The following is a 22,263-nucleotide window of genomic DNA, read 5'->3' as shown; positions in this document are numbered from 1 at the left end:
ATCATACCAAATATTCGTTTATTTTTTTTTTTTTTTTTTGTATGTTGCTTTTTTTTTGGGTGTTTTTGTGTTTTTTTTTAAATTAAATAAAACCCCCCCCCCCCCCCCCCCCCCTTTTTCGGCCGCTATAATAATAGACTCAACTGGTTATCCTCTTAACAAGGAAGGTACATATTCAATTACTTTAAAATATAAAAAGAGATTTAAGCTCTCCGCTTTAACGTTTCCTTACTTTCCAATCACTACTGGCGATATAAGAGTTAAAAAGGGAAAAGTTTATAATGTAGATTTTTATTTGAAGGAAGATACTATTCCAATTACAGATGATTATTGATTTTAATGAGTGGCATCTATCTTTCTGTTTAGCAAAAAGTATGTCTGATAACGAAATGATTACGACTTTCAATTTGCAAAAAAAAAGCCTCACCGCATTGCGGTGAGGCTTTCCTCAACTAAGCCTATTTTAAATTATTTCACTTCTTCGTATTCCACATCATTTACATAAAACAACTGGAACGGAGTGTAACTAATGGAAATGAGACGAATCAACCTTATGAAAGCCAATACAGCTGTGATGGTTTCTTTTTTGCTAATGTTTTCTCAAGTTTTATTTGCGCAAACTAAACGTGTAAGAACTATTGAAGAGTTGTCTCAAGCTATTTCAAGCAATTTGAATAATCCTAATTGGGAGGAGCTTGATAAGTTATGTATTCAGTCGGTTGTCTTTATGAAGTTTGATCTAAATAAAAATGGTGAATTAGAAAATATTACTTTCTCTAAAGGGGCACCTGAAGTAGTGAAAGCTATGCTTAAGACTGCGATATCATCTGTTGCCGTTAAGGAAAATTCTAAACAATTGAGAGGCCATACTTTTCTTCAACCATTTATTTTTATCTATGAAGTTGGCTGTTCAGATGCGTTAGAAGATAGAATGGAAAAAGATCAGTTTCATCAAAGTCTATTAACAATGTTATCGTTTGAAGCTCCGCTTTCTAAGCATTTGTCTTGTACCATATTGTCTCCTTTGATGCAAAGTAGCAAAAGGTAATTTTCTTAGATTTTGTCAGGTACAAAAAAAGCCCCACCGCAACGCGGTGAGGCTTTCCTCAACTAAACCTATCTTAAATTATTTCACTTCTTCGTAGTCCACGTCGGTAACGTTGTCACCGCTGCTGGTCTGTTGGCCGCCGCCGGCGTTTCCGCCTGCTTGACCTCCCGCGAAACCGCCGTCAGCACCTGGTTGCCCGGCTCCGCCGGTGGCGGCGTACATTTCCTGAGAGGCTGCCTGCCATGCGTTGTTGATGTTTTCCATGGCGCTGTCAATGGCGGATAAGTCTTTGGACTCATGCGCTTTTTTCAGATCGGCCAGGGCCCCTTCAATGGCAGTTTTGTTGCCGGCAGAAAGTTTGTCGCCGTACTCTTTCAGCTGCTTCTCAGTTTGGAAGATCATAGAGTCAGCCTGGTTTACTTTCTCTACTTCTTCTTTGGCTTTGCGGTCAGCCTCGGCGTTGGCCTCGGCCTCTTTGCGCATGCGCTCAATTTCCTGCTCAGATAGTCCGGAAGAAGCCTCAATTCTGATTTTCTGCTCTTTACCGGTGCCTTTGTCTTTGGCAGACACGTGCAGGATACCGTTGGCATCAATATCAAACGTCACTTCAATCTGCGGAACCCCACGTGGCGCCGGTGGAATGTCTGACAAGTGGAAACGACCGATGGTGCGGTTGTCGCGGGCCATGGGGCGCTCACCCTGCAGCACGTGAATCTCCACGCTCGGCTGGTTGTCAGAGGCAGTAGAGAAGGTCTCAGACTTCTTGGTTGGGATGGTGGTGTTCGACTCAATCAGTTTGGTCATCACACCGCCCATGGTCTCAATACCCAAGGAAAGCGGAGTCACGTCCAAAAGAAGTACGTCTTTCACTTCACCGGTCAATACCCCACCTTGAATAGCAGCCCCAATGGCTACTACCTCATCTGGGTTTACCCCTTTAGATGGCTTCTTGCCGAAGAATTTCTCTACTTCCTCCTGAATTTTAGGGATACGGGTAGAACCACCCACCAGGATCACTTCGTCAATGTCACTTGGCTGAAGGCCAGCGTCTTGCAACGCCTTGCGAACCGGCTCCATAGAACGGCGCACCAGGGAGTCTGCCAACTGCTCAAACTTAGAGCGGCTTAACTTGCGCACCAAGTGCTTAGGACCGGTCTGCGTGGCGGTGATGTAAGGCAGGTTGATTTCGGTCTCAGAAGAAGACGAAAGCTCAATCTTGGCTTTCTCAGCGGCTTCTTTCAAACGCTGCAGGGCCATTGGGTCCTGACGCAGGTCCATGTTCTCTTCCGCCTTGAACTCGTCGGCCAGCCAGTTGATGATTACCTGGTCAAAGTCGTCACCACCTAAGTGCGTGTCACCGTTGGTAGACAATACTTCAAATACACCGTCACCAAGCTCCAGAACGGAGATATCAAAGGTACCACCACCAAGGTCGTACACGGCAATTTTCTGGTCGGCATGTTTCTTATCTAAACCGTACGCCAACGCAGCGGCAGTAGGCTCGTTGATGATACGTTTCACGTCCAGACCGGCAATCTGACCGGCTTCTTTGGTGGCCTGACGCTGGGCGTCATTGAAGTAGGCAGGAACGGTGATCACGGCCTCGGTCACGGTGGTGCCCAGGTAGTCCTCAGCAGTCTGCTTCATTTTCTGCAACACCATCGCTGAAAGCTCCTGCGGGGTGTACTCACGGTCACCAATCTTTACGCGCACGGTGTTGTTGCTGCCAGACTGCACGTTATAAGACACGTGGCTGGTTTCATCTTTTACTTCTGAATAACCGCGGCCCATAAAACGCTTGATGGACGCGATGGTATTTTGTGGGTTGGTGATGGCTTGACGCTTGGCAGGGTCTCCCACTTTACGCTCACCGTTCCCGTTGTCCAGGAATGCCACGATGGACGGAGTAGTCCGGCGGCCTTCGCTGTTCGGAATCACCACTGGTTCGTTCCCTTCCATTACGGCAACGCAAGAGTTGGTAGTTCCTAAGTCAATGCCTATGATTTTTCCCATTGCTATAGTTTTATTTTAAGTAGTTCCTGATTAAAACTTGTTTTTCCTCTTAGTAACAAGACCTATGCCAACGGTTTTTGGTCTGCCATATGTGACACAATGTCATTTTTGGCCAAGGCCGAAAGTTTTTCTGCACGAACATGCGTCAGGGATTGGCAGCATACTCTGCGCTTTTGACGGTTGATAGCTGGTGGTTGGCTGCCGCAGGAAGGGGTAGGTCAGCTGTTTTCTTGGCTGTGCCCTTGGACGCAGGGTCTCTAAAGCTCTACTATTGCATTGTTGTTGCTGCAGTGGCAATGCGTAGTTTGCTGTTGCCTTTGGCTGGGTTGCTACCGTAGCCTGCTGCTCCCCTGGCTTTGCCGTTTGCTCCGGTGCCTCACTCACTGTGTTGTTTCATCTTTTCCGGTAAGCGCTCACGGCCGCGGGGCCCCGTCCTGGCGGTGAGCACTGCTGTTAAAACTAGGCCCTCCGGCCTTGCCGCTGGAGCGGCACCGTATTAACAGAGGCGCTCACCCCCACGACTGGTTTAGATTCCTTTGCTGTAAGTGCTTGTGCTGTTATGTCTGTTTCAGTAGGTAACTGCTGCTGATCCGCTAGCCTGTGGCGAGCCCGTGCTGCGCACATCAGTCAGAGCAGAAGGGTTGATTAATCATTGTTGCTTGCCTGTTGGGAATGGTTTCCCACATCACGCGCTGGCGCGGGCCTTCAGACGCGTGCCTACTGATGACGGGCGGTCTCTGGCTGCCCTCGTGGCGCGGCGGCGAAACCAGGCATTGCTGCTTCATTCGTACTGATTTGCGTAAGGAAAAAAAGAAAGGACTCAGAACTCAAGACTCAGAACTCTCTCCGATACTCCCCCTTTGAAGGGGGCGAAGGGGGATGTTGACACCTGCCGGTCCACGGATTGCTGAGGTACGGTCACCCGCCATTTGCCCTACGCCTTGCAAATACTCCCCTCCCGGGAGAGGTAGGGGTGGGTTGCATGGCTGACCACCGTGCGGTTCCCGGCAAGGCTGGAGACCCGCCCCATCCCAGGGCACGAGACCGGAGTACCTCGCCCGTTCCATCACCCAAAAATTAGCAATAAACAAGCAGCCATTCTCCCAAAAAGTAATAGCGTCTGTAGGAACTTCAAGTGTTTGCGTCCATTCCTGTTTTTGGCTTACTTTTTCCAAAACAGCTCCAAAATAGGAATTACCGGCGCTTGTAGGGGCGTTGAAAAGTATTGATAGGTTTGGCCAGTTCCTTTAGCTGTTTCACCTCGTGGGGGGTGAGTTCCCGGTATTGGCCGGGGGGCAGGCCCTCCAGCCGAAGCGGGCCAATGGCCACCCGTACCAGCCGGAGCGTAGGGTAGCCCACGGCCGCGGTCATTTTGCGCACCTGCCGGTTCATGCCCTGGCTGATCTTTACCTCTACCCAGGTGGTGGGGATGTTGGCCCTGAAGCGGATGGGCTTAGACCGCTCCCATAATGCTACTTCTTCCAGAAGCCGGGTTTGGGCGGGGGTGGTTTTTTTGCCCTGAATAAGAACGCCCCGTTCCAGCTGGTCCAGTGCCTGGTCTGTGGGAACGCCTTCTACCTGTACCCAGTACGTTTTCTCCACTTTGAATTTAGGGTCAGACAACCGGTGCTGCAGCTGCTTGTCATCGGTGAGCAGCACCAGCCCTTCAGAGTCAAAGTCTAACCTACCCACGGGGTACACATGGGGTACCGGTACAAAGTCTTTCAGCGTTTGGCGGCCGTGCTCGTCAGTAAACTGGGTGAGCACTTCATAGGGCTTGTTGAGGAGAAGGTACTGCAAGGGTGAAACAGGGTTAAGGAAGCACGAAGATACGGTGGGGTTTCTGTTTTCGGGCTGTTTTCCTGAAAACAGCCCGAAAACAGAGAGGGGTGGGAAAGGGGTCAGCTGGCCGGAAACACCTTTCCGCAGTTCTCACACCTGAACTTGTCTTTGGCCAGCAGCGGCAGGCTGAACGTGAGAAACGCCAGCACCATGCCAAAGAATGACTTCGCTTTCTGCTCTGAATCATAGGCGTAGGTGAGCGCAGTGGAGCCGCAGCGGGGGCAGACCACCGGCTCATGCTGCTCAGTGGTGTAGGGCAGCTCATTGACGCTGTTGAGAATGGCCATGGCTTTTTCTGCATCGCTGGCCAGGGTTTTCAGCTTGATGCCCCCCACTGTAATGTTGAAGAGCGGGTTCATAGAGACAACATTCTCATCAAACAGAAAAGACAGAATGCCCTCGCTCTCCAGCTTGTTCTTGGCCAGGTGCGCGTCAATGGGGCTGGAGTAGGTGGTGACAGTGACCAACTTGTCTTTGATAGGGGCTGTTTCTGGCATTTGGATAAAAGTGGTGACGAGTATGTTTAAATTTGTCTTTACGCTGTCAACGGGTATCAAAAGAACCTGACTTTTCGGTTGCCTCGCACCATAGCGGGGCGTATGCTGCTCCATAAACGCTGCGTCAGAACCGTTCGCTCCCCGTTTTCGCCTGCAAAATCAAAATAAAACAAGCTTCTAAGAAGGCAACACAGTTTGACCGCCATAAATTCTGAAGTGCGTTTTGGGGCTGTTTTCTGAAAAACGGCTCCAAAACAGAAACCTATAAACTCCCAAAAAACCGGCGCAGCGCCCACTCACTGCAGGCCAGGCCTAGCAGGAGTAGATAAAACCACGGCTGTTCCAGCAGGTCCTTCTCTTCTTCATTGCTGCGGAGTAGAGTTTTGAAATCGGCTTTCAGGAGGTCCTGCTGCAGGCGGTCCAGCTGGGCGGGGTAGTAGAGGCTGGTCTCTGAGCGTTGGGCCAGCTGGCGCAGCAACTCATGATCTGCGGTGGCCTGGAGGGCTTCCAGGTTCTGCTCCTGCACCACAAATTCGCCATTGTCTGTGTAGGTCTGGCCTTCTGCGTTGGTAGAGGCGCTGTAGCGGTACACCCCGGCGGGCAAAGACCCAAGGGGCAAGCCTTCGCCCCCTTGCTCGTGCCGGAAGCGGTGTTGGGTCTGTTTGCCGTCTTCACGGGTGAGGGTCAGGGCAATGGTTTGTCCAAAGATCTCCTCCTGCACGGCATTGAAGACATCGGCCTGAAGGGCCACGGCCTCGGTGATGGAGAATTCATCTTTCACGGGGTACACGTGCAGGCGCTTCTGGTTTCTGCGGTTGGCCAGCAGCTGCACCACATGGGTCATGAGTTCGTCATAAATCTGGGCGTTGTTGTGCTCTGCCGCCTCTGTTAAGCGCCATTGCCAGCTGCCGTCAGTGAGTAGTACGGCAGACGGTGCAGGTGCTGAGGCCTTGTACACCAGCAACGGTTTGGTGGTGCGCACAGTGCCTACCTGCTGGTGCAGAATAACCTCAGTGGCGCCGCCCAGGGTCCATTCGCCAAACGTGACGGGCACCGGTGGCCATGTTCTGATGCGGGGCTGGGCAATGGGTTCAGACGAAAATCTTCTGAAGCTGGGGTTAAGCAATGGCTGCACCTCGTCATACTGGCTGGAAGGGTTTCTGAGCACCACGCCCGCCTGCAGGTTGTTGAAAGCAGTAAAGTCGGTTTGGGAGCCCAGAATGTAGAAAGTAGGCACGTTGGCAGACCGTAACCGCCGCAGCCAGTCGGTGCCCGTACCGCTGGCGTTGGGGATTTGGTGCAGCACGGCCGCGTCATAGGGCGCGCTGAACCTGGGGCTCTGGAACGGCCCCAGCACCACCTCTACGTTCAGCAAGGGATTGGTGAGCAGGGCGCTTCTGAGGGCTTTGATGTCTGGGTGCGGGGCGGCGGCGGCCAGCAGAATGTTGAGTTTGCCCTTCACTACTTCCAGATAGGCATGGCGTTGGTTGTTCAGCCGGGTAAATTCCTGCGCAAGCGGCTGCACCGTTACCTCATAATGCTTTTTGGCGGGCTGCGGAACCGACAGTTGAAAGGTGGTCTCCAGATTTCCGCTGCGCAGAAGGGTGAGGGTTTTGCGCTGTATAGTTTTGCCGCCTTCATTGAGGGAAACTGTGACCGGCGCGCCTGCAAACCCGTTGTGGCTGATTTTGGCAATCACCGGGAACGTGGTGCCAGAGTAATTGATCTTGTTGTACTGCAGCTCCTCTACCACAATGTCCCGCTTGGGGATGGTGTCACCCAGGGCCACGGGATAAACGGCGGCCCCGTAGGTCTGGAAAGTGGGCGTTGGCCCCAGGTTATGAATACCATCAGACACCAGCACCAGTGCCGACAGGTTTTGGTCTGTAAAGTCGCGGGTACTTGTCTCCAGCAGCTGGTGCAGGTTGGTGGCGGGGGCGTTGAAGGTTAGGGCGGTCAACCGGCTCTCCGCCGAATCCTGTGCCTGCAGTGCTTTGATTTCTACGGTGAGCCCTTTCTCCCGGAGATTCTCTGCCAGCTCCTCGAGTTGCTTGAGGCTCTGGTCCAGCTGCGGCTTAGGGGTGAACAACCCCACTGACTGCGAATTGTCTACCGCCAGCACCACGGTGGGCTTCACCTCTTCCTGCTTTATGATGCGTGTGTACGGTTCCAGTAGCAGAAAGCACACCAGAAACACCAATAGCGCCCTGAGGGTAGCCAGAAGCCACCGCAGGCCTGTTGGCCACGGCCCGTGCTTGCGGTAGAGAAACCAGGCGAGCGCAATCCCGACCGCGGCGCAGAGCAGCAGGTACCAGGGGGAGTAAACAGTATGTATCTGGAAAGATGGCACAGGCAATTTCTTAGGTCACGTTCTATGAACTAGCAAGATAGAACAAGTTCTACTAAAGGCATAAGACTTTTCCTTTGAACTGCCGGAAAGGGGAGGTTATTGCCTGTTGGGGCGTTTTAGGGATGTTTTTCTGCAATACTTCGGACAATTCTAAAAGGCAAAAAGAGGCTTTAGAGGCTATAAATGGGGTTTAAGTAATTAAATGGCTGTTAGGTATTTCCCAAAAGGGAGAAAAATCATTGGATGCTAAACCTGTACATGCCCTCAAACGCTACTAACGCACTTTTTCTACTCATCTAAACTGTCCGAAGTATTGCTGAAAAACAGCCCGAAAACAGAAAGAAGGTACGTAGAAAAAAGAAAAGCCGCAGCAGAGCTTTCCACTCCACCACGGCTTTCCAACAATTCTTAATTTCTAACTCTCAATTCTTAATTAAGTAAGCATACCGCCGTCTACCTGTAACGTTTGGCCGGTGATGTAGGCAGAAAGGTCTGAGGCCAGGAAAACGGCGGCGTTGGCCACGTCTTCTGGGGAACCTCCGCGCTTTAGCGGGATGGCTTTGCGCCATTCGGCTACCACGTTGGCATCCAGTTCGTCGGTCATATCGGTTTCAATGAAGCCCGGGGCAATGGCGTTGCTCCGGATGTTGCGCGAACCCAGTTCCAAAGCCACTGATTTAGTGAACCCGATGATTCCGGCTTTAGAGGCGGCGTAGTTGGCCTGGCCTGCGTTGCCTTTGATGCCCACCACAGAGGTCATGTTGATGATAGAACCGCTTTTGGCGCGCATCATGTGCTTGGTGGCAGACTTAGTGAGGTTGAACACAGATTTGAGGTTGGTGTTGATCACGGCGTCCCACTGTTCCTCGCTCATGCGCATCAAAAGCCCGTCTTTGGTAATACCGGCGTTGTTTACCAGCACGTCCAGTTTCCCGAAGTCTTTCACCACATTCTCAATTAATTGTTCGGCCTGGGCAAAGTCTGAGGCGTCTGAACGGTAGCCTTTGGCCTGAATGCCGTACTCGGCCAGTTCCTGCTCCAGTTGCTGGCCCTTCTCTACGCTGGAGAGATAGGTGAAAGCCACGTTGGCGCCTTGTTCGGCATATTTCTTGGCAATGGCCCGGCCAATTCCTTTAGAGGCGCCGGTCACTAGGGCAATTTTTCCTTCCAGTAATTTCATCTTGCTTGCGTATAGGGCTGCGCTTTTTTTAAAGCGGCCAGCCATGTATTCAGGCTCAAAGATAATAAATGGCTTCGGTCGCCAAAGAACCGGCGGCAGGATTTCAGGTGAAAAGCCGTTTTCGGCCTGTTTTCCTAAAAACAGCCCGAAAACAGGAAGTTACCGGCAATACCGTTTAATGAGGGCATTGGCCTGGGCAGTGCCCAGCTCCAGGGCTTTCTGCCAGTCTGCGCAGGCGCTCTTGCGTTTTTTCTGGTTGTGGAAGAGAACGCCCCGGTTGTAGTAAGCGGCGGCCAAAGTGGTGTCCAGGGAGATGGCTTTGTCATAATCTTCCATGGCCGGTCTGTATTGTCTTTCGCGCATGCGCAGGTTGGCGCGGTTAAGGTAGGCCAGGGCGTAGTCATTCTGCAGGGCAATGGCCTGGCTGAAATCCTGGGCAGCGCCTTTCATGTCTTTGAGGCGCATCTTGTTTAGCCCGCGGTTGTTGAACGCCTTGGCGTAGCTGGGCTGGAACCTGATAGCCTGGTTGTAGTCAGCAATGGAGGCTTGGTACTGCTGGCGGTTCTGCTTGATGTCACCCCTGAATTTATAAGATTCGGCATCACTGGAGTCTAACCCAATGGCCTGGGTGAAGTCAGTGAAGGCGCCGTCAAAGTCATCCATCTCATATTTGGCCACGCCGCGCAGGCGGTACAGGGTGCCGTCATTGGGGCGCTTGGCAATGGCGGCGTCATACTCGCGCACGGCGCCGGTGTAATCGTTTTTGCTGGCGCGCTCCAGGCCTTCGCGGTAGTGGGTTTTGGCCGTCTTGCAGGCGCCTGCGCCCCAGAGCAGGGCCACCAGGAGGTAGAGCGTAAGGGAGCGGAGCTGAGTTAAAGGAGAGTGTAAACGCATCATGTAACGGTAATTGGTGCTAATACTGCATTTCCTGTAATATAGTTGTAAAGCCATATACTTGCCGCGCAGGAAATGTGCTTTACTTCTAAGGAAAGGTAGTATCTTGAGACGTCAAACTAACCCACTATGAAACTGTTCAAGTCTATCTATGTAGCCGGTGCGCTGGTGTTGGCGTTTGCGCTGTTTTCAGCGTGTGCCGCCGGGGCAGGAACTGGCCTGGGAGCCAATGAAACTATTGTGTACATTGTTCGGCATGCCGAAAAGGCGCCTTCCTCTGGGGCCATGACCGACGACCCTGATCTCTCTGAAACCGGTCACCGGCGGGCCCAGACGCTCCGGGACCAACTGGCCCAAGAACCAATCAGCGCCCTGCTAGCCACTAAATACAAGCGCACCCAGCAAACCCTACAACCCTTGGCCCAGGCCAAAAACCTCACTGTGCAGCTCTACAACCCCACTGACTACCAGGGGCTGGCGCAGAACATTAAAACCGGTTACCGTGGTAAAACCCTGGTAGTGGCCGGGCACTCCAACACAGTGCTTCACGTAATAGAGGCGCTGGGCGGAAAGAAACCTTTCGCTGAGGTAGCAGATCATCAGTACGACTACCTGTTCAAGGTGACGCTCCGCGAAGGCCGAGAGCCGCAGGTGGAAGTGAAGAAGTACGGCCAGCCCTCTGTGGACCCAGCTAAATAACGTTAACCGACCCACGTCTCTAAAACCCTATCTGGTAAGCCCTCGCGTTTAGGGGCTCTTTTTCCAAAAAGAGTTCCTAAACGCGAGGGCTTTGTTTTTCAACGAGCTGGAAAGTTTTGGATAGCCTCCTGGTACAGCTGGAAATACCGTTCATGGGTCTTAGACAGCGTGAAAGTATCCTGGGCGTACACGGCGGCCCGGGCCCCCAATGCTCTGCTCTGGGGCAGATGGGCTAAGGCAACCGAGACTTTGTGCAGCAGATCTGCTGGGTTCTCAGATTCAAACAGCATGCCTACCTGCGGGTTCACCACTTCGGGCAGGGCGGTAGCCGTAGACGTAATCACACACACGCCGCAGGCCATGGCTTCTAAGGGAACCAGGCCAAATGTTTCGGCTTTGGAGGGGAACACCAGCAGGTCTACCTGGTTGTACAGGTCATGAAGTGCTTCCCGCTCCCGGATGAAAGGCCTATGATAAACCACGCTGGGGTGCTCCAGCGGCTGCCCAACCACGTACAGCTCAAAACCTGCCGGGAGCGCAGGCAGAATTTCCCTGAACAAATGCGAGGCCTTGCTTTCGCCGGAGGCGTTGAAAAACAAAAGGCGGGGCTTAGGCCAGGTACGCAGGTGCTGATTATAGAAAATATTAGTATCAACGCCGTTATAGATGGTTCTGACCTGTAAGCTGGGATCAAAGACATAGGCCTGTTTGAACGCCTCTTCCAGCCAATAACTCACGGGCACAAAGGTGAGGCGGTGGGCCAGTTGCCGGTACAGTTTCTTCTTGCGCTCCAGGTGCTGCTGCCTTAGATCTAGCAGCGGGTCTTGCAGGGGCGCCAGGTACCGGATGGGCGTTTTGCCAATGCCTTGCTGGTAGTTCAGGTTGCCGTAGGTGTAAAATTCACCGCCGGTCATGGGCCACATGTCATGCAGGGTCCAGACCACCGGTTTCTCCCGCGCAATCTGGGCCAGCGCCATCAAATCAAAGTAGTTGCCGTGCAGGTTGTGCAGGTGAATGAGGTCTGCCTGCTGGTACGCCTGCGTTTGCCGTAGCCGGGAGTACGTGAAATTCCCCTGCTCGGCCAAGGAGAACAGAATCTTGAACTGGTTGTTGAACCCCAGCTTTCGCACCACCCGGTCCAGAAAATCATACACCCTGGAAGAGACGTGCGCCGGTATAGCCTGAATTCTGGGGTCTGCCGAGGCGTGGGATTTCACCAGCAGCTTTGAGGAAACCCACGGGTTGTTCAGCAGGTCACAGGCCACCTGTTCGGCCCCGCCGGCCTGGGCGTAGGAGTTGATGTGTAAGATGTTGAGCATGGGGGATGAGGGGGCAGCCATATTCGGCTTCCTGACATTTTTCTGTTTTGGGGCCGTTTTCCCAAAAATAGCCCCAAAACAGAACTTCGCCAACAGGTTAGGCCTTCTTGGCAGGCTTCAGGAGGAGCAGGTGCACCAGTAACGCCAGGCCAGAGAAAACCAGGCCAACACCCACCACGCCGTTCCATTTCCAGAGGTGCCAGGCGTGGCTGGCGATGAACGTACCCGAGGCACCGCCCACAAAATACGTCACCATGTAAATGGTATTGAGGCGGTTACGGGCCTCAGGGAGGATAGAGAAGATAAAAGTCTGGTTGGAGATGTGGGTGGCTTGCACGCCCAAATCCAATAAGATCACCCCAATCACCAGCCCCACCAGACTGCTGCTGGACAACCCGAAAACCACATACGACAACACAATCAACACAATGCTGACCGTGGTAATGGTGAAGGCGTTTCCCTTGTCACTGAGGCGGCCCATCCAGGAGGCGGCCAACGCCCCCGCGGCGCCAATCAGACCAAACAACCCCGCTGAGGCGCTGCCCAGGTTAAACGGAGGCTCTTCCAGCAGAAAAACCAGCGTAGTCCAGAAAGCCCCAAAGGTGGCATAGCACAAGGCGCCCCGCAAAGACACCAGCCGCAGCATGGGCTGTTCTTTGACCAGGTGCACCAGCGACTTCATCAGGTTCTTGTAGTTGCCCTTGAAACTGGGGTGAACCTCTGGGAGCAGAAAGTACAGGGAGCCCCACAGAACCACCATCATACCGGCTGCTATAAAGAACATGGCCCGCCAGCCCAGTTGCGCCCCCACAAACCCGCTCACAGTGCGGGACAGCAGAATCCCGATCAGCAGGCCGCTCATCACAAAGCCCACGGTGCGGCCCCGGGATTCGGGTTTGGCCAGATGGGCCGCCATGGGGATCAGCAACTGCGGCACCACAGACGTAGCCCCAATCAGGAAACTGGCCACCATCAAAGATTCAATGTTCACCGCAAAGCCCGCCAGCAGCAGCGAGATGATAATGGCCGCAAAGTCTACCATGATCAGCCGTTTACGGCGCAGCATATCGCCTAGCGGAATAATAAAGAGCATGCCCACGGCATACCCAATCTGGGTGAGCATGGCCAGACTGCCCGCTGCCGCCTCAGTGACGCCATAGGTGGTGGCTATCCGGCCCAGCAGCGGCTGGTTATAATAAAGGTTGGCGACCACCATGCCCGTGGCAATAGTCATGACCCACAGATGGAGTTTGGTAAACGCGGGGGCAGTAGGAGATGCGGTATTCATTGAGTAAAAAGAATCAAACGAAAGTAATTGTGAAAGCCTGCTTGTTCCGTTTAAATGGGAAGGACATAAACTTTCAGACCGCGAGTATACGCATGTTGCCCCGCATTTGGCTGGTTTATACCCAAACCTTATTTTTTTTAAGTGGCTAGATTTGGAATAATGAAACTATGTATATACATTTGTTGTATATACAATTAAATAGTGAAACGATGAAAAAGACCTTATATACCGCAGATTCCAGGGGCTACGCCAACCACGGCTGGTTGAAGAGCCACCATACCTTCAGCTTCGCGAATTACTACAACCCGGAGCGCATTCATTTTGGCGCGCTGCGCGTGATCAATGATGACAGCGTTGCGGGCGGACAGGGGTTTGGCGCCCACCCGCATGATAACATGGAGATCATCTCTATACCGTTATCTGGCAGTCTGGCGCACAAAGACAGCACGGGCAATGAGGAGGTGATTCAGACCAATGACGTGCAGATCATGTCGGCGGGCACGGGCTTGCGCCACTCTGAGTACAACGGTTCTAAAACCGAGGCGGTGAATTTTCTGCAGATCTGGGTTTTTCCCAAGGAAAGGAACATTCAGCCGCGCTACGAGCAGAAAACCTTTGACCCCGCCCAGCGCGTGAACCAATGGCAGACGGTGGTGTCACCAGACAAGGACAGCGGCGGCGTCTGGATCAACCAGGACGCGTTTTTCTCTCTGGCCACGCTGGAAAACGGCAAAAGCCTGAGCTACAGCAGAAAGCTGGAAGGCAACGGGCTCTACCTGTTTGTGCTGGAGGGCGAAGTAAAAGCCGCCCAGGAAGTATTGAAACGCCGTGATGCCGTAGGGCTCTCTGAACTGGCCGAACTGACCATTGAAGCCACCGCAGATGCGCAGCTGCTCTTGATGGAAGTACCTATGGAGCTGCCGAGCTAAGCACTTCATTTCATTAGAGGCTAAAACCCGTTTTCGGGCTGTTTTACCAAAAACAGCCCGAAAACGGGTTTTCTATTTCAAAACTTCCTCAGGGTTTCCGACAGATTTTTATACCGGGGTAATCAGGAAGAATGGCCGTTGGCGTAGAGGTTTTCAGAGGCTGCGGCGCTGGTAGCAGGTTTGATCATCACCTAACCAAATGCCGTATGAAAACTTACCTACCCGCCCACCTCACCAGAGTCCTGCTGTTGGGCTTCACCGCCTTCGCCGGGGCTGGATTTAGGAAGACGTTCGGTGCGCAGCCCGGTACCCGCTTAAGATGAACTACTGGTATGACGCGGTCATTAGGTAGGTATCCTTCACATTGCAGGACAATAGCTCACAACGTACCACTTTCAAGGGGTAGTGCCGGGAAACAAAATCCGCCGGAGCCGAAGCATTGAGCGTAGAGTGGGAGGTAGGGGAGATCTGGGGGCATTCAAGACAGCGGGGCAGTAGAAAAGGAGTGAGCAGGAGGCAGAAGCATTCAAAGATAGCGAAAGATGCACACCAGGCGGGGAGCCTTTCTTGATGTCTCTGGCGCAAATGTTTGTGAGTGTTTGCAAGGTAGAGTTTCTGTTTTGGGGCTGTTTTCTAAAAAGTAGCTCCAAAACGTAACTGCCTACCTCCGCTTGCGCTCGGTGGAGGTACAAAGGGAAGTACTGACAATCCATGGTGAACCCTTCTCATGGCCACTCGTTTTTAAAGGGAAACATATCCTCAACTTTAAACTGAGAACCATGAGCACAAATCAGGAGAATAATCTGCAGGACCCCACCAAACAGTATGAAAAACCGCCCTTCAAGGAGCCCAAGCAAAGTGAGCCCGGCGAGGAATCAGAAATGAAGCTGAAGCCTGACCACGGCGAAGAAACCTACAAAGGCAGCGGCAAACTGGAAGGCTGCAAAGCCATCATCACCGGGGGCGACTCCGGGATTGGCAAAGCGGTGGCCATTGCCTTCGCCCGCGAGGGCGCCGATGTGCTGATTTCTTACCTGAACGAGGAGGAAGACGCCCAGGACACCGCGCAGTGGATTGAGAAAGCCGGCCGCAAAGCCGTGCTGGTGCCCGGCGACATCAGTGAAGAGGCCCATTGCCAGAAAATAGTGGAGCGGGCCGTGGCCGAGTTCGGGCAGATTGACATTCTGGTGAACAACGCCGCCTTCCAGATGGCGCGCAAGTCGTTGCAGGACATTCCCAGCGAGGAGTTTGACAAGACCTTCAAGACCAACATCTACGCCATGTTCTACCTCTGCAAAGCCGCTGAGCCGCACATGAAGCCGGGCAGTACCATTGTGAACACCACCTCGGTGAACGCCTACAAACCCACGCCTACGCTCCTGGCCTACGCCGCTACCAAAGGCGCCATTCAGAACTTCACCGCCAACCTGGGCCAGCTGCTGGCCGAGAAAGGCATACGCGCCAACTGCGTGGCCCCCGGCCCCATCTGGACGCCCCTCATCCCGGCCACCATGCCCGCCGAGGACGTGAAATCCTTCGGGAAAGACACCCCGCTGCAACGCCCCGGCCAACCCGCCGAGCTGGCACCCATCTACGTGCTGCTGGCCTCCCAAGACTCCAGCTACATGACCGGCTCCACGGTGCAAGTCACCGGCGGGACACCCACTATTTAGTCCTGAGTTCAGAGTCCTGAGTTCTAGTCAGATTTCCGTTTTTGGCCTGTTTTCACGAAAACAGGCCAAAAACGGAATTGGGTATTGTCTGAATGACAGTTTTACACCTCAACAAAGAGGGTGGAGGAATGAAATTGTTTTCTTCGGCGGTAGCCAAGTTTAAAAGAAACACCAATGAGCCAAGGTTTCACTGACACGCATGCATTGAACAGCTGCGGGTTTAAAGGGACCTAATTGGCTTCTATGCCTATTGATTGGAACACGGGCTTTCCTGACGCTTGTGCTTCTTTGCCGCCTTGGTTGTAGCAGAAGATGGGGTAGGGTTACTTGATAGGGGCGGTCCATTCTATTCCACTGATGTCAATGAGTTTTAAAGAATAGTTTTCTTTAATGGGTACCCCTCTCAGATCTAGGGCAATGTCTGCTTTTGCGCCCAGAGGAATGATTAAACTGTGCTGGCCCGGCTTGATTTTAGTCACGTAATGATTGTGTATTCTGTGGGTTGGAAATTCAGCCAGTTCTTTCTGGGTGATGGATTTGATGACTTTGTTATTTTCATCTAACACCTCAATGCCAATCAGAAAAGAGCCATACACATCTGCCCCTTCTACTCTGAACAACTGAAACGTAAGGTGCGAACCGTGCTGCTCAATATGGGAGATCTCAACTTTAGGTTTGACAGACTTGTTATGAAGGGTGCCCAACACGCCGCCGTGAAAATATTGGTTGGTAAACAAGGTGAGCCCCAAGATACCACAAGACATTACCAACACGGTGAAGGGCAGGTTTTTCACCGGCAAATGGCCTGAACCTAACCAGGTAAACCATCTTGTACGGGTAAAAGCATACGGCCGGGTCATAAGGAAGTGATCCAGTGAATAGGCGCCGCTGCCCGTTAAAAACAATACAAACCCGCTTGATACGCCCAGAACGCCAATCTGCCATTCGTCCAGGCAAGTGGTGCCCAGCCAACCCGATCCCAACAAAATCCCCAGAGCCAGGAAAAAGACCCCTACACTCATAAGTCTTGTGCCTAGCCCTAGAATGAGGAGCAAGCCTACCACCGCCTCTACAAGGGTAAAGGAAACCATGGCCACCTGCAGAGTGTCAGGGTTAGAAACCAAATATTCTATAAGGGTTTTATGCCTAAAGCATTGGGGAGGAAGTGATTGAATTTTTCGCCTATGTAACCGGCCTCTTCCGGGATAAGCTTATTCTCTAAGATGAGGCGTCTCCAAAACGCCGAAAAGTAGGTCCAACCAATTACCCATCGCAGGGATAGGGTTAAGAGCCCGGCCGTGGGGTAGGCCGTGCTGTCATGCTGTAAGTTCATTGACTCTTTCTATTTTATAAAACGTGAAAAAAATGTACCCGTGTGATAAGATCAGGCTACATCTAGTTTCAGGCGTTTATATAAAATATACTTGGGTGGGCTATTACCAGAGTAGTCTGGTGAACAGCGGTGGTTGGTCTTTGCAGAGCGCGTAAGAAAAAACCGGGCACAAGAGAAACAGATAGGTTCTGCCTGCTTGAGAATTTTAGATTGCCTTACAGCTGAAAGGAGTGGGTCAGTGCTTTGGGTATACTGGCATGAATTGAATGGGGCGGTGGTCTTGGAGCCATTAAGGGCTTTGACGTAGTCCACGTTGACCGTTCCCAACAATGCCTCTTTGACTCCGCAGGGCATTAACCCCAACAGCACAAGACACACCAGTAAAAGGTGTCTTATCTTGTAGATATGGCTTGTTTGTAAGGGCATTGCTCCAACTATATAACCTATAGTTTCTACAACGGTAAAGTAGTAGGGTTATTTTAAGCCAGCGGTACGGCTAAATGAGAGAGTGGAGTTCTTCTTGTGACGTACGCGGCAGGAGGCTGCTCTTTGGGCATGTCAGGTGTTTAGCTGCTTGCTGCAAGCAGTTACAGGGGAGCCGTCATTTACCTAACCGCCGTGAAAGTATTGATCATATGGTCGTGCTGTTAAAATATATGGAAGCAAGGTGCTTCAATGAAATGTTAGAGCATGTTTAAATTTGCCTTTTGCGCTGCAAACGGGTATCAAAAGAACCTGACTTTGCCTTTTTTCCGCACCATAGCGGGGCGTATGCTGCTCAAAAAACGCTTCGCCAGAACCTTTCGCTCCCCGTTTTCGCTTGCAAAATCAAAATGTAAACAAGCTCTTAGGCGGATTTATCAATTTGGGAAAATTTCGGCCAAAGGTTGTTCCGCCCAAGTTCTTTATTTAGTAGGCTTTTATTTCTGTTAGGCCCGTGGTTGGCTAAATGGTTTGCACGTTTTTACCAAAGTAGACTTTATAAATGGGGCTGTAGATTCTTCTCCTGCACGTAAATTTAACCAAAGCAGAGTCCGGTTGATTCTCCTGAAGGTAAACTGGCCCTATATTCTCATATAGCCTTTTATCATCTGGCGTGGTTGTGCGCGGTTAAGCCATGGTCTTGCCTTCCTAGAGCTTTGTACTGGGTGTAAGAAACCATTCTCCTCTATGATCAGCAAATGCTGCTTCTGCAATGAGCACATGTTCTATAGCTAAAGAAATAAACTGTTTAATGCTTAGCCTCTGAAAGTTGCCAGGCTAAAAATAAAATTAGGAGCGCCGCAAACGCGGTGGTTGGTTGCATCCAGGAAACATAGCCTATGATGGCAATTTGCACGGTAAGCCAAAGAAGAGTGATGGTGCCGCAAATAAAGGAGGCCTTCCGGGCCATGCGATGCCCCCGAAAGACTGCAATAGCGGCGATGAGAGCAGAACCGCCCACAATGATGAAAAGAATTAGGCTGGGAACAAAGTAGTTGGGGAAGGGGCTCCCTTTTAACCACTCCGTAGGAACGTTCTCTGCCCCCGCCATGCCGTAATACCCCCCGCCAAAGGCATTCAACGCAAGCAGGGCAAGCAGAAAACCTAAGGTGTAGCGGATAAGCTTTTCAATGTGTTGCTGACTCTTTTTTTGCATACTTTTTTCTTGATTTAAATACATGCCAACGCTATTGCGCATGAGACGGCGAGGCCGTTGGCTGGAGTATGATTTTTATACATTGTTGGAAATTGAGCTTATTTTCTTTTGTTCCTTGCCGAAATTTTTGGCACTCCGTCTCCAGGTCTAATTTCGGAAACAATGGTTGCTTGCGGAAAATACTTTTTTATTAGATGTCTAACTGGTATTCTTGTTTCCTTACTTTCTGTGTGATTTTTTTATCAAGTATTTCTTCTGCCATTGATTCTCCTTCTGGCATTTGAATCAAAGAGCTTGTATGAAAGGGTGCCTTGTCCCAATCAATAATCCTATACATCAAGCGATTCAATTGCTCAAGGTGTTCATCATCTCCTAAAATAGACATTCCCGCTCCAAAAGGGTTTGCCAAAAGTACCTTGTCAGGTGCTTCTTTAATTAATCTAAAATTGAGAATATCTTCTACTGAGAGTGGAATATGAAAGTCGTAAAATTTTAAAAGCACAAAGCCATCAACAACCATTTGAAGATGAAAATGAGGGGTGTTGGCATTTTTTTGAATTATCATGACCTTGTCTATCAGTTTTCCTGATATTAACTGACCATTCACTATTTTTATATCTTACTGTATATTCAGTGATTTTGCTGGATTCATTTCCTCCTTTAAATCATTGATATTCTTAAATGGTGTTTCAAGGTTAGCAATCTATTGGATGTAACTATTAAAGCGGAAGAACCCTATTGGGTAAGGCAAATATTTCTTAAAATGCTTTTTCTTGATTCCTTTTGGTCTTAAAAACCAATGGTAGCAAGGAGCATTCAATTTAAAAGAGTCAATGGGCTGGCTGTCAAGGGAATATATCCCTTTTGTATATGCAGCTTTAAACTCTTCATAAACTCTTTGATTTTCCTCTAGCTGTTTATTATTCCTTTCTTCAATTTCTTCTGGAGTAAGGCTGTTGATAAAATCTTTTATATCCATGTTTTTACATTACAGCAGCGGTTGGGTTAAAGAGCGTTTTAATGCTTTTTAGGTGTTGTGGGTGGCAGTGATTTTATTGTTTGCAGTACCTGATGCTACATCAAAAGCTTTACATTTTCTAAAGAAGACTTTTGGATATTAGTTGAGGGCTGCGTGTATGTGTAAAAAAAGCCCCTGTTGCCAGTTACACCTATATGGCTCAAGGCACTAACATGCAATTTGCCCTTTTCATTTGCTAAAGTCATCTACGTGCAGTCAGCGATAGTTTTTTGTTTCATTAACCTCTTCTTGTATTCTTTTATTGATGTCCACTTTAGCATCTAAAAAAGTGTAAATGATGGTTCGGTATTCCCGCGCAAATGGATTTGTAATGGAGTCTGATACAAGTGAAGTATGAAAATACGGACTGGTTTCTTCTAATTCACTGTCGTGGCCCGGATAGCTTTTAACCCGTATGAGGTGGTCATACGGGTGGTCAAGTTTAAACCAGTTGACATAGTCTGCGTTGAAAGAGACCGCCCTGATTTTATTCTTGGTGTAGTAATTGATGGCTCCGGCCTGGCCGTAGTTGTCGCAGAGCACCAAGGTCTTACCTGGTTCAGGAAGATTCGAATATATGCCATCCACTTTGTGGGCCAGCTCTTTCCAGCCTAGCATATCGGCAAAGTCTTGTGGCAATGCATGGTCTTTGCCGTCTTCCCACCTAAGCATTCCCAGATCCCTGTACTGCTCTGCATGTTGCAGAATGTATTCAGGGCTTTTATTGGGGAAGGCAATATTATACATCGGAATAAAAAAAAGGACCGGAATGGCAATGGCAACGGCTTGCCAATACCTTTTCCGGCCGGTCTTCAGCATGTCGGCAATAAAAACAGCCCCGAAAGCTACATAAATGGGGTACAGCCCGATGGCGTAATAATCCTTCGCCTTGAAATAGATAAAAACAGCAAGCGTAAAAATAATTGCCCAGAAAAAGGCTTTATACGTATGAAAGGGTCTGTAAAACAATAAGGTATACAGGGCTGAAAAAATGACAAAAAGTGAACCGGCATAAAAAAGGAGCTGCGATTTCAGAAACCCCCACGCGTTCACATGAACCAGCTGGGTCTCAGCCAATTCATTCAGATGATGTATCACCGGAAACTGGTTCTGGTATTGCCATAAAAGGTTTGGCAGGATAAGCAGCAGCCCTGATAGCATGGCCAGGTATAGGTGCTTCCTAATCAGTACTGCACGTTGTTCGGTCATCAAAATGGCCGGTAAAAGACCAATGAGCAGGAAAACGATGTTGTACTTATTCAAAAAACCTATGGCAAATATTATGGCGCCAACATACAGCCACTTCGGCTTTTGGGTATTTAGGTACTTTATGACAATGAAGTAAAGGGAGGTCCAGCATAAAGCGTCCAAGGAGTTGGGTTGATAAAGCGTATTGAGTCTCAGAAGAGCAGAAAATAAAACACCAGTAGCCCCTAAAATCAAGGCAACTAAATTACCGTTTAGTTCTTCTATCGCTTTCCAAACAACAACAATGGTTAAGGCGCCGAAAAGGGCAGGAAAAAACTTAACCCAAAACAGACCGTTACCCAGGAGCTTGATGAGGAAGGAGATCCAGGCTGTCATGGGAGGTATGGACACATAGCCCCACGCCAGATGGTTTGCTTGGTCCAGGTGGAGGTATTCATCTCGCTGCAAATCATACTCAGGGCTTATCAGGATGAACTGTAAAAGAAATTTCAAAATGACAAATCCTGTTAAGACAATTGCTTTTCTTGCCATCAAATGCTGAGTTTAAAATTACAGGCAACGGCCTCGTGCATGAGGCGTGCAAGGCCGTCGGCCGATGCTGGCGTTTATACAATGTTGAGCAATGTTATTTTTTGTCCAACCAGTGCCTATTACCGCCATTGGGGAAGTAAAACTCCACGAGCAAGTTATTTTCTTTCTCTTCTAAAATCTTTACTCTCTTAACATTTTCTAAATCATCTAGGTCATCTACAAGGTCAAATCCGCTCATCTCACCTAAAACAACTCCGTAGAGCCCATACTTTCTAATGAGTTCTACATTAGGGCGTCCCATTATACTTTTTCCAGTTACCTGCACTCTTAAATTGTCGTTGAAGTCATTTCCATACGTTCTGTCTAACCCGAATCCAGTTAATATTATCGCTGTGAAAGGGATAAACATTGGTAGCATGCTTAATCCTAAAAGAGCCGTTAAAGTCCAGACGTAAAATTTGACTCCCTTTTTACTCCAGTATTTTATAAGTATGTAAACTGTATAAACTAGCCATATCCAGAAAAGTATCCTGTCAGCCCAATATCCTTGGAGGCTTATCCCTTTTATAATGTCGAGTGTAAGATTAATTATTAAAGCTGCTGAAAGAATTATGTAGATTAAGTAGATTCTTTTCATTTATTAATGACGCTCAACGGTTAGTATAAAAAACGTGCGAGGCCGTCGGCCGAGATGATTTTTATACAGTCCTATGTTTGTAAAAACTAATTAACTTGTATAAAAGAGAAGAAAGGAAGGAACAAGATTTATTATACAATAAGGCCCTTGTAAGCCTGTCTAAC

20 protein-coding genes and 1 pseudogene are annotated in these 22,263 nt (G+C 50.1%); 6 read left to right on the top strand and 15 right to left on the bottom strand.

From position 1 onward, the window contains the following. Both FHS90_RS22335 and FHS90_RS21865 read left to right on the top strand, forming a co-directional pair. A partial coding sequence (locus FHS90_RS22335) for a hypothetical protein (protein WP_220483136.1) occupies positions 1 to 334 on the top strand: 334 nt, incomplete at its 5' end. 219 nt (positions 335 to 553) lie between these two features. After that, positions 554 to 1,048 carry a hypothetical protein gene (locus FHS90_RS21865; protein WP_182514573.1) on the top strand — a complete coding sequence of 165 codons (495 nt, stop codon included), beginning with the start codon at positions 554 to 556 and terminating at the stop codon, positions 1,046 to 1,048. 78 nt (positions 1,049 to 1,126) lie between these two features. Here FHS90_RS21865 and dnaK read toward each other — a convergent pair whose 3' ends face one another. The 6 genes from dnaK to FHS90_RS21835 form a co-directional block, all read right to left on the bottom strand. After that, positions 1,127 to 3,061 carry a molecular chaperone DnaK gene (gene dnaK / locus FHS90_RS21860; RefSeq protein WP_182514572.1) on the bottom strand — a complete coding sequence of 645 codons (1,935 nt, stop codon included), beginning with the start codon at positions 3,059 to 3,061 and terminating at the stop codon, positions 1,127 to 1,129. A 1,194-nt stretch (positions 3,062 to 4,255) separates the two neighbouring features. Continuing rightward, positions 4,256 to 4,861 (bottom strand): pseudouridine synthase, encoded by a 606-nt coding sequence (locus tag FHS90_RS21855; protein ID WP_182514571.1) that lies wholly within the window; start codon positions 4,859 to 4,861, stop codon positions 4,256 to 4,258. 101 nt (positions 4,862 to 4,962) lie between these two features. Further along, the gene (locus FHS90_RS21850; RefSeq protein ID WP_182514570.1) at positions 4,963 to 5,400 is read right to left on the bottom strand and encodes a putative signal transducing protein; all 438 of its coding nucleotides are present in this window, start codon (positions 5,398 to 5,400) and stop codon (positions 4,963 to 4,965) included. Positions 5,401 to 5,662: 262 nt separating this feature from the next. Beyond that, positions 5,663 to 7,750: a vWA domain-containing protein gene (locus FHS90_RS21845; RefSeq protein WP_182514569.1), complete on the bottom strand. Its 2,088-nt coding sequence runs from the start codon at positions 7,748 to 7,750 to the stop codon at positions 5,663 to 5,665. 433 nt (positions 7,751 to 8,183) lie between these two features. Then, on the bottom strand, positions 8,184 to 8,930 hold the full coding sequence (fabG, locus tag FHS90_RS21840; RefSeq protein WP_066838957.1) for a 3-oxoacyl-[acyl-carrier-protein] reductase: 747 nt from the start codon (positions 8,928 to 8,930) through the stop codon (positions 8,184 to 8,186). Between the two features lie 159 nt (positions 8,931 to 9,089). Continuing rightward, positions 9,090 to 9,827: a tetratricopeptide repeat protein gene (locus tag FHS90_RS21835; protein WP_182514568.1), complete on the bottom strand. Its 738-nt coding sequence runs from the start codon at positions 9,825 to 9,827 to the stop codon at positions 9,090 to 9,092. Between the two features lie 126 nt (positions 9,828 to 9,953). On the opposite strand from FHS90_RS21835, the gene FHS90_RS21830 reads away from it, so the two are divergent. Further along, positions 9,954 to 10,523: a SixA phosphatase family protein gene (locus tag FHS90_RS21830; RefSeq protein WP_182514567.1), complete on the top strand. Its 570-nt coding sequence runs from the start codon at positions 9,954 to 9,956 to the stop codon at positions 10,521 to 10,523. A 98-nt stretch (positions 10,524 to 10,621) separates the two neighbouring features. Here FHS90_RS21830 and FHS90_RS21825 read toward each other — a convergent pair whose 3' ends face one another. Continuing rightward, the gene (locus tag FHS90_RS21825; RefSeq protein WP_182514566.1) at positions 10,622 to 11,842 is read right to left on the bottom strand and encodes a glycosyltransferase; all 1,221 of its coding nucleotides are present in this window, start codon (positions 11,840 to 11,842) and stop codon (positions 10,622 to 10,624) included. 97 nt (positions 11,843 to 11,939) lie between these two features. Further along, positions 11,940 to 13,130 (bottom strand): MFS transporter, encoded by a 1,191-nt coding sequence (locus FHS90_RS21820; protein WP_220483135.1) that lies wholly within the window; start codon positions 13,128 to 13,130, stop codon positions 11,940 to 11,942. A gap of 209 nt (positions 13,131 to 13,339) precedes the next feature. On the opposite strand from FHS90_RS21820, the gene FHS90_RS21815 reads away from it, so the two are divergent. Then, positions 13,340 to 14,059: a pirin family protein gene (locus FHS90_RS21815; protein WP_182514565.1), complete on the top strand. Its 720-nt coding sequence runs from the start codon at positions 13,340 to 13,342 to the stop codon at positions 14,057 to 14,059. 779 nt (positions 14,060 to 14,838) lie between these two features. Further along, complete coding sequence (locus FHS90_RS21810) at positions 14,839 to 15,732, top strand: SDR family oxidoreductase (RefSeq protein WP_182514564.1); 894 nt, start codon at positions 14,839 to 14,841, stop codon at positions 15,730 to 15,732. Between the two features lie 323 nt (positions 15,733 to 16,055). Here the strand turns inward: FHS90_RS21810 and FHS90_RS22545 are convergent, their stop codons facing one another. Both FHS90_RS22545 and FHS90_RS22540 read right to left on the bottom strand, forming a co-directional pair. Continuing rightward, positions 16,056 to 16,496, bottom strand: a complete 441-nt coding sequence (locus tag FHS90_RS22545) for a TQO small subunit DoxA domain-containing protein (protein ID WP_246387319.1) — start codon at positions 16,494 to 16,496, stop codon at positions 16,056 to 16,058. 93 nt (positions 16,497 to 16,589) lie between these two features. Further along, positions 16,590 to 17,065 (bottom strand): annotated as a pseudogene (locus tag FHS90_RS22540) (TQO small subunit DoxD); the annotation flags it as partial. Positions 17,066 to 17,755: 690 nt separating this feature from the next. Here FHS90_RS22540 and FHS90_RS21800 point away from each other — a divergent pair. Then, positions 17,756 to 17,998, top strand: a complete 243-nt coding sequence (locus tag FHS90_RS21800; RefSeq protein WP_182514563.1) for a hypothetical protein — start codon at positions 17,756 to 17,758, stop codon at positions 17,996 to 17,998. 298 nt (positions 17,999 to 18,296) lie between these two features. Here FHS90_RS21800 and FHS90_RS21795 read toward each other — a convergent pair whose 3' ends face one another. From FHS90_RS21795 to FHS90_RS21775, 5 genes are all read right to left on the bottom strand, one after another. Further along, entirely contained in the window at positions 18,297 to 18,704 is a 408-nt protein-coding gene (locus FHS90_RS21795) for a hypothetical protein (protein WP_182514562.1), read from the bottom strand. Between the two features lie 190 nt (positions 18,705 to 18,894). Continuing rightward, positions 18,895 to 19,269: a hypothetical protein gene (locus tag FHS90_RS21790; protein ID WP_182514561.1), complete on the bottom strand. Its 375-nt coding sequence runs from the start codon at positions 19,267 to 19,269 to the stop codon at positions 18,895 to 18,897. 138 nt (positions 19,270 to 19,407) lie between these two features. After that, a complete protein-coding gene (locus FHS90_RS21785; RefSeq protein WP_066838921.1) occupies positions 19,408 to 19,683 on the bottom strand; it encodes a hypothetical protein in 276 nt (91 codons plus the stop codon). Positions 19,684 to 19,938: 255 nt separating this feature from the next. Beyond that, the gene (locus tag FHS90_RS21780; RefSeq protein ID WP_182514560.1) at positions 19,939 to 21,462 is read right to left on the bottom strand and encodes an ArnT family glycosyltransferase; all 1,524 of its coding nucleotides are present in this window, start codon (positions 21,460 to 21,462) and stop codon (positions 19,939 to 19,941) included. A 94-nt stretch (positions 21,463 to 21,556) separates the two neighbouring features. Further along, positions 21,557 to 22,099 (bottom strand): hypothetical protein, encoded by a 543-nt coding sequence (locus FHS90_RS21775; RefSeq protein WP_182514559.1) that lies wholly within the window; start codon positions 22,097 to 22,099, stop codon positions 21,557 to 21,559. Positions 22,100 to 22,263 lie beyond the last annotated feature (164 nt).

The sequence above is a fragment of the Rufibacter ruber genome (assembly GCF_014138425.1).
Classification (GTDB): Bacteria; Bacteroidota; Bacteroidia; order Cytophagales; family Hymenobacteraceae; genus Nibribacter; species Nibribacter ruber_C.
Note: the sequence above shows the minus strand (reverse complement) of the source record. Positions and strands in the feature narration are given on the sequence as shown.